This is a genomic window from Acetobacter senegalensis, from assembly GCF_001580995.1.
Lineage (GTDB): Bacteria > Pseudomonadota > Alphaproteobacteria > Acetobacterales > Acetobacteraceae > Acetobacter > Acetobacter senegalensis.
Map to the genome: position 1 here is coordinate 1 of NZ_LHZU01000019.1, position 893 is coordinate 893.

The following is an 893-nucleotide window of genomic DNA, read 5'->3' on the forward strand; positions in this document are numbered from 1 at the left end:
GTGGATGGGCATGACCTGCCGCAACTGGTGGCCATCCTGCGCAACCTGCGCGATACGGATAACGGCCCCATCCTGCTGCATGTCATCACCGAAAAAGGCCACGGCTACCGCCCGGCTGAAAAAGCGGGAGACAAGTATCATGCCGTGGCCAAGTTCAACGTGGTCACCGGCGAGCAGAAGAAAGGCCCGTCTGGCCCGCCCTCCTACACCTCCGTCTTCGCCCGTGAACTGGTGCGCCGCGCCGCCACGGATGACCGGATCACCGCTGTCACCGCCGCCATGCCCTCCGGCACGGGGCTGGATGCATTCGCCAAATCCTACCCTGACCGCTTTTTTGACGTAGGCATTGCCGAACAGCATGCCGTGACCTTTGCCGCTGGCATGGCCACGGAAGGGCTGCGGCCGTTCTGCGCCATCTACTCCACCTTCCTGCAGCGCGCCTATGATCAGGTGATGCATGACGTGGTGCTGCAGAAGCTGCCTGTGCGCTTCGCCATTGACCGTGCCGGTCTGGTGGGCGCGGATGGCGCCACCCATGCTGGCGCGTTTGACCTCGCCTATCTGGGCTGCCTGCCGGGCATGACGCTGATGGCTCCCTCGGATGAGGTGGAACTGCTGCACATGACGGCCACCGCCACCGAATTTGATGAAGGCCCCATTGGTCTGCGCTACCCGCGTGGCGGCGGTCTGGGCCTTGATCTGCCTGCCGAAGGACAGGTTCTGGAGATCGGCAAGGGCCGGATCATCCGGGAGATGGGCCGTCAGGCTGGCGGCGAGAAAGGCGGCATTGCCATTCTCTCGCTTGGCCCGCGTCTGGCTGAAGCCCTGAAGGCTGCGGACATGCTGGCCGCCCATGGCCTGCCGCCCACGGTGGCCGATGCGCGCTTTGCCAA

At 64.7% G+C, this 893-nt stretch carries 1 pseudogene; it reads left to right on the top strand.

Features of this window, described 5'->3' with window-relative positions:
- Nucleotides 1-893: pseudogene (locus AD948_RS00115) on the top strand (1-deoxy-D-xylulose-5-phosphate synthase); the annotation flags it as partial.